Source organism: Streptomyces sp. NPDC003456, from assembly GCF_042878735.1.
Lineage (GTDB): Bacteria > Actinomycetota > Actinomycetes > Streptomycetales > Streptomycetaceae > Streptomyces.
The window spans coordinates 65,638-71,866 of record NZ_JBIAOK010000011.1; the positions used below are offsets into that span (position 1 = coordinate 65,638).

Below are 6,229 nucleotides of genomic sequence, written 5' to 3' on the forward strand. Positions count from 1 at the left end.
TCTGCACTCGTTTCGGGTGATGTGGCGACACGGCGCGTCTCGCCTCGGATAACCTCTCCTTATCCGATGCCAGGCGTGGGGCGTGACAGGAGGTCAGGTTCCGCGCCTCACATGTGAGGAGACGCCCCGTCATGGCCGCCAAGCCGTACATGACCGACGCCCCCGAGACGCTGGAACACTCCCCCGACTTCTACGCCACCGCCCTCACCCTGAACGACGTAGAAGAGCTGCGGACGTTCCTCGAAGCACGCTGCGCCGAGGTCTACGGCCGGTACCGGCCGGACACCCCCGAGGCCCGGATGGTGCAGGCGTTCCACGAAGCCGTCGGGGGACGCCTGGACGACCTGTGGGAGCTGATCAGCGACCACCGCCCGGAGAAGCTGGACGAGAGGGCTCTCGTCTGGGACTACCTCATGCACGTCGTGGCGCCCTGGCGCGGAATCCCCGGGCACAACGGCGAGCGCTGGCGCACCATCCCCTTCCCCAGCGAGCTGCACCGCAGGAAGGCGCAGCGAGCCGCAGCACACCGCAAGGGGGCGCGGTGAGCACCGCGGCGGAGGTGCCGGCGCTCCCGGCCGGGGAGGAGCGGCCCGCCCTCGTCGTCCAGTGGGCGCAGCGCCACGGCGTGGAGGTCGCCCGGCGCCTTGCCGACGCGGAGGACTTCGCGGACGAGGTGCAGCGGCGACTTCGGCCGACGAACACGACGGACACGTACGCGAAGGCGTGGCGCGTCTGGGAGCGGTTCTGTGCCGACCAGGAGTTCCCGGAGCTGGAGGCCACCCGCGGCTCCCTGGTGGCGTTCGTGGTGTGGCTGCTGGACCGGGGCCGGACGGACGGGAAGGGCTACGCCGCCTCGTCGGCCAGCACGATCCTCGCCGGGACCGTCGTAGAGCTGCGCCGCCGGGGCGCCAAGGTGAGCCGGGACGACCAGGCGCAGGCGCGCGCCACGCTGGAGGCGGCCGCCGTGGAACTCCTCAAGGCCGGGGAGCGGCGCGGGCGGGGCCAGGCGGCGGCCGCCGAGGTGCCGGACCTGTACCGGGTGGTGAGGGCCTGTCCCGACACCCTCGCCGGGGCCCGGGACAAGGCGCTCATCCTGACCGGCTTCCACTACGCCTCTCGCGCCCAGGACCCCGCCGGCCTCCTCGTCGGGGACATCGCCCTGACGTCGCACGGCCTGGTCGTGTCGGTGCTCACCGGCAAGACCAAGCACAGCGTCCGTGACGCGAAGATCAACTATCAGTCGGACCCAGAGGTCTGCCCGGTTGAGGCGTGGAAGGCGTACCGGGCCCGCCTCGCCGCCGAGGCCCCGCCGCGCTGGTCCGAGCCGGACGCGCCCGCGTTCGTCGGCGTCGACCGGCACGGCAACGTCACCGGCGGCATGGTCCCCGACTCCGTCACGCGGGCCGTGAAGCGGATCAGCGTCCGCGCCGGGGTCCCGCTCGCCTGGACCGGCCACTCCCTTCGCATCGGCCTGGCCACGACCGCCCGCCGCAAGGGGAAGGACGCCGTGGCCATCGCGGACCAAGGCGGATGGGCCCGGCACTCCCGCTCTATGAACGGCTACTTCCAGCGGGTCGACGGCTGGGAGGACAACGCCACCGCCGGCCTCACCTGACCTCCCAACACCCGACAGGCAGGAGAACGCCGTGCCCAGAGGCATCACCATCGGTGCGACCCACTACCCCACCAAGGAGGCCGTCCGGGACGTCTGCCGCGGCATCGTCCAGCGGTACGGCGTCGGCGGTGACGTCACCGACCCCGACGACGACGCGTTCCTCCGCGGCCTTCTCGAACGTCACCCCGAGTACGACCTCAAGCGGGGCCCCGGCATCGCGCACTTCCGCGTCATCGCCCACACCGATCATGGCCGCAGAAGCGTCGGGCTCGCCCTCGTACGGCTCGATGGCGAGGTGACCGACTTCTCGTGGAACGCCTGCCTGACTCCGCTCGGACACCGCATCCAGGTGCTCGCGGCGTTGCGGCACGCGGTCGCCGATCAGGTGGCGGCCGCGCGGAACGCGGTGCTCGGCTCCGGGCAGCCGCTGGTCTGCTCTGTCACAGGGGCACCGATCCCGTCCGCTGCCGAGTTGCACATCGACCATGCGGACCCGACGTTCCTCGTCCTGGCCGAAGGGTTCATCGCTGAGAACGGTGGCGCGGACGTTTTCCGAATCCTGCCCGACCCGGGTTCCGGGGTCAGTTACATAGAGCTGGAGGACAAAGTGCTTGAAGGGCGCTGGCAGGACCACCACCAGGAGCGTGCCGTGCTGCGTCCGGTGCTGAAGCGGGTCAACCTGTCGGACCTGCGGCGGGCGGATGGATTCGGCACTCCCGCTCCATGAACGGCTTCCAGCGGGTCGACGGCGGGGAGGACAACGCCACCGCCGGTCTCACCTGGCCATTCACCCGACCGACCCGAAGGAGGCCCTGTGGGCCGCACCATCCACGAAGACGCGGCAGAGGCCGAGCTGGCCGACATGCTGGCCGACCCCGACCAGGTGAAGCATCTGCACGCCGTGGCCACCCGGCTGCGTGACGGACGCTTCCCGGACTGGCTTGCCGCCATGGTCGGGCAGACGCCGGCCCGGGCGGGCTCCTGGCCGTCGCATCAGGTCGCCGCGTTCACGAGCGTCATGACCCGGCTCGCCTTCGGCCGGATCGCCCGCCGCCGCATCCGGGTCGGGGCGTCCCCCGGAGCGGACGCCGACCGCACGGGCAACGCCGCCCGCCTACGGAACCTCACGGCACCGTTCGTAGCCCACCTGGACATGACCCAGCACGGGGCTGACTGCGACGGGCTGCTGGAGTGGACTCAGCCGGTCACCACGTGGCGCAGCACCGCCGTGCCGGTCCTGGAAACGCACGTGCTCCACGGAGCCATTCAGGCGCCGTACGAGGTACGCCCGGCCTCGGTGCCGCTGGAGGTTGGCTACACCCTGCCGAGCCGTACCTTCGCGCATCTGTTTACCGAGGGCGCCGTGGCTCGCTGGCCGTACGACGACGATGAGATCCACCTCCTGGTCGACATGGAGCGCGCCGGGCTGCACATGGGCACGCGCCCTCTCCCTGCCGACATGAAGTCGGTGCAGGTGCTGTAACCCTCTGGGGTCGACGGGGGCCCGCGGCTTGGCTGCGGGCCCTCTCGCGTGCCCTCCCCGTCCCGCCCGTCGTCGGTTGACCGGTTCCTACCTCCCGCGTTCCGGGAGGGCCCCGCCATGCTTGAGACACTCCCGGAACGCGCTGCGCGCTACGCCATCAGCGTGTGCATGCCGACGACAGTCGCCCCGGCGGCGCCCAGGGCCGCGAGCAGGCCGGCGAGAGGGAAGACCACAGCTCCCGCCGCGAATCCCGCGAGCAGGATGATGGCCCACCGCTGGGGCAGCGGCTCCGGGCGATTTCCATTTGTACTGTTTGCCATTAGTCTCCTAAAGAGTTGTCTGAACCGAGGCGGCCCCGGCTCGTACCCGGGGCCGTTCGCGTTTGTCGCGAGCGGCGCGCCGCCGAGCCCTCTTACGAAAGGGCTCAACTCCATGGTCGGCCCGTCTGCAAGATCGTTAAGGGGGGTCTGGCAACGTTTTGATCCGCGCCAAGAATCACAAGTTAATTAGCTAGTTCTTATATGCGGATCAAAACGTTGGGATCAAAACGTCTATGCAGTGAGGGGCGGGGAGGGTTGTGGGTGACGCTCGCGAGGCGAACGCGCGTCGGCTGCGGAGGCTGGGACGAATGGACAAGGAACGCTCAGTCGCCCAGGCGAGCGCGGCACTGAAGAATCTCTGGACCGCTGGGAGGCGGCCCAGTGCCATCGTTCTGCGCACATCCCTGCTCCAGCCCCCGGAGGGAAGGCGGCCGACGCTGATGCGTCTGGTTCTGCCCAAGGGGATCGCGCTGCGCTTCTACCTGCTGGCGGTCTTCGAGGCGCAGTGCCGACTGGGCCCGGAGGAGCCCTGGGAAAACGCCCGGCCACTGTCCGGACGCGGGTCGTGGTCGGACTTGGTCGCCATTGACGGTGCCTATGAGTCCCGGTCTGGGACGTACATGCGAAGCACGAGCGCCGGCCGAGAACTCGAAGACCTGCGGCTGCGCCAAGTCCAAGGAGCACTGAGAACGCTGGAAGGACTGGGGCACGAGGAGGCCTTGGTGGCTGTGCCGCGGGGAAAGAGGGGACAGCGGCTGTACGAGGCGTTCTCCCTCATGAAGGAGACCGGTCGTGGGTCTCTGCAGACCCCGGACTCCTACACCGTACCCAGCAAGCACTGGCACGCCGGGCGGACGATCACGGTGCCTGCGCTCTTCTTCCTGAACGGTTGGGTGCAGGTGCTCAACCCCTCGGAGGTGGCGACCTGGCTCATCCTGAGAGCCCTCAGCGAGTGGGCGCCGACTGAACACCTCCAGTCCGGCGTCTATCTGTACGGGAACGATCGCCTGCAGACCTTCGGGCTTCGCCGCGACGCCTGGGAGGACGGCTGCCAGCGGTTGCAGGAGTTCGGGCTGATCCGCGCCGCCCGGCCGCCGGGGGTGGACGGGCCCTTCGCTGAGGGTTTCGCTCACCTTGCTCGGATGAGCCGGGAGCGATACCAGCCTCACCGGCACCAGCTGGTGGAACAGGGATTCAACGAAGACGCGATGAAGGTCTGCCTGAAGGAACTTACGCTCCGGCAGAAGCGACTGGAGGATGCGGCCACCCGGCGCGCCCAGAAGGCCAGCGCATCGACCGGCTGACCTGCCTTGCGCAGCTCGGGACCTCTTGGGCCCGTCGACCTTTGGGCCGTGAGCCATTCGTCGATGGCTGACTCAAGTGGTCTGATGGTGCGCGGGTGTGAGTAGTTGAGGTACAGGAAATCCCGGTGAGGTTGATCTTGCTGGGCTTCTCCTACCGGTCGCCGTTCCGGCCTGTGCGAGCAGCTGGGCCACCAGGTAGCCGTGACCCGCGAGGGGCGCCCTAGCCGCGCGTGTTCTTGTGCCGGACGGTCGTTCCCCACTGCTGCTGCACCGGCTCCATGCACCACTAGCAAAGCCGGGATCCACCGTTGCCGTACCGCCAGGTCTGGCGCTGGCAGGAACTGCAGGGGCCGAACTTGTTGCCCGGGCAGATGAGGGCGGAGGGGGCTGGCTCGGATATCGGCGGGGACGTGGTGCTCATGGCGGGGTTCCTTGTCCGGGCGGCCGCCACCGGTCGCCCGCTCGCCAGGGTAACCGGCCTGCGCGCACGCGCGTTCGAGTCGCGCGGATCCTGCAGCGGGGACTGTGCCGCCTCACCGCTCCGACCAAAGCCCCGGAGCGAAACAGGTCCTGCAGCGCGGCCTGACGCTCGCGGAACGGGCAGACCACGAAGTCCCGGCCACACAGACGCAGCAGGTCGAACGCGACCAGGGCGCCGGAAACTCGACGGCCGCACGCGCTGCGCCGTGAGCCTGTGATTCGGACCGATGATCACGGGGGTTACTACACTGACCACCGTTTGCGGCGCTCCCCCTCGTGGCGCCGCACCCTGACACGGACTGAGGGCCGCCCCTCGAACCCGTTGCCGGTGCGCCGGGCGGCCAGCTGCTGCCTCGCGGCGCCGTGATTCTAGTAGGCGGTAACGACGGTGACGGCCTGTTGGGAGTGGCATCGAGGGGGCGGCCCCGGTCGGACGCAAGGTCTACTAGGTGAGCGCCGCACGCGTGAAAGGTCCCAGCAGCACGGGGGCGGGCACCTATCTGGCATCGGCGGAAACAACCGACAGCCGCACTGTGCGGTCTTGACTCGCGGTGGCGAGGAGGGTGCTGTCAGGTGAGAACGCCGCCCCGATTACCGCTCCGTTGTGGCCGGTGAGGGGTTGGCCGACGGGGGTGCGGGTGACCGGGTTCCACAGCCGCGCTGTGCCGTCGTGGCCGGCGGTGGCGAGGAGGGTGCTGTCGGGTGAGAACGCCACCGTGAACACTGTTGCCTTGTGGCCGGTGAGGGGTTGGCCGACGGGGGTGCGGGTGACCGGGTTCCACAGCCGCACTGTGCCGTCGCGACCGGCGGTGGCGAGGAGGGTGCTGTCGGGTGAGAACGCCACCGTGAACACTGTTGCCTTGTGGCCGGTGAGGGGTTGGCCGACGGGGGTGCGGGTGACCGGGTTCCACAGCCGCACTGTGCCGTCGCGACCGGCGGTGGCGAGGAGGGTGCTGTCGGGTGAGAACGCCACCGTGAACACTGTTGCCTTGTGGCCGGTGAGGGGTTGGCCGACGGGGGTGCGGGT

General features: G+C 69.6%; 7 protein-coding genes. 5 read left to right on the forward strand and 2 right to left on the reverse strand.

What is annotated here, in order from left to right; genetic code table 11:
• The first annotated feature begins 131 nt into the window (after positions 1-131).
• The 4 genes from ACFYWG_RS33335 (at position 132) to ACFYWG_RS33350 (ending at position 3,098) form a co-directional block, all read left to right on the forward strand.
• A complete protein-coding gene (locus ACFYWG_RS33335) occupies positions 132-545 on the forward strand; it encodes a hypothetical protein (RefSeq protein WP_389204453.1) in 414 nt (137 codons plus the stop codon).
• Positions 542-1,615, forward strand: coding sequence for a tyrosine-type recombinase/integrase (locus tag ACFYWG_RS33340; RefSeq protein ID WP_383503177.1), 1,074 nt, complete (start codon positions 542-544; stop codon positions 1,613-1,615). The genes ACFYWG_RS33335 and ACFYWG_RS33340 overlap by 4 nt, the downstream gene beginning before the upstream one ends.
• A 31-nt stretch (positions 1,616-1,646) precedes the next feature.
• Positions 1,647-2,342, forward strand: a complete 696-nt coding sequence (locus tag ACFYWG_RS33345) for a DCL family protein (protein ID WP_383503179.1) — start codon at positions 1,647-1,649, stop codon at positions 2,340-2,342.
• Positions 2,343-2,429: 87 nt separating this feature from the next.
• The gene (locus ACFYWG_RS33350) at positions 2,430-3,098 is read left to right on the forward strand and encodes a hypothetical protein (RefSeq protein ID WP_383503181.1); all 669 of its coding nucleotides are present in this window, start codon (positions 2,430-2,432) and stop codon (positions 3,096-3,098) included.
• Positions 3,099-3,247: 149 nt separating this feature from the next.
• Here ACFYWG_RS33350 and ACFYWG_RS33355 read toward each other — a convergent pair whose 3' ends face one another.
• Positions 3,248-3,418 (reverse strand): hypothetical protein, encoded by a 171-nt coding sequence (locus ACFYWG_RS33355; protein ID WP_383503183.1) that lies wholly within the window; start codon positions 3,416-3,418, stop codon positions 3,248-3,250.
• 308 nt (positions 3,419-3,726) lie between these two features.
• Here ACFYWG_RS33355 and ACFYWG_RS33360 point away from each other — a divergent pair, with 308 nt between their 5' ends.
• Positions 3,727-4,722: a hypothetical protein gene (locus tag ACFYWG_RS33360; RefSeq protein WP_383503185.1), complete on the forward strand. Its 996-nt coding sequence runs from the start codon at positions 3,727-3,729 to the stop codon at positions 4,720-4,722.
• A 976-nt stretch (positions 4,723-5,698) separates the two neighbouring features.
• Here the strand turns inward: ACFYWG_RS33360 and ACFYWG_RS33365 are convergent.
• On the reverse strand, positions 5,699-6,229 hold a 531-nt coding region (locus ACFYWG_RS33365; RefSeq protein WP_389204456.1), incomplete at its 5' end, for a WD40 repeat domain-containing protein.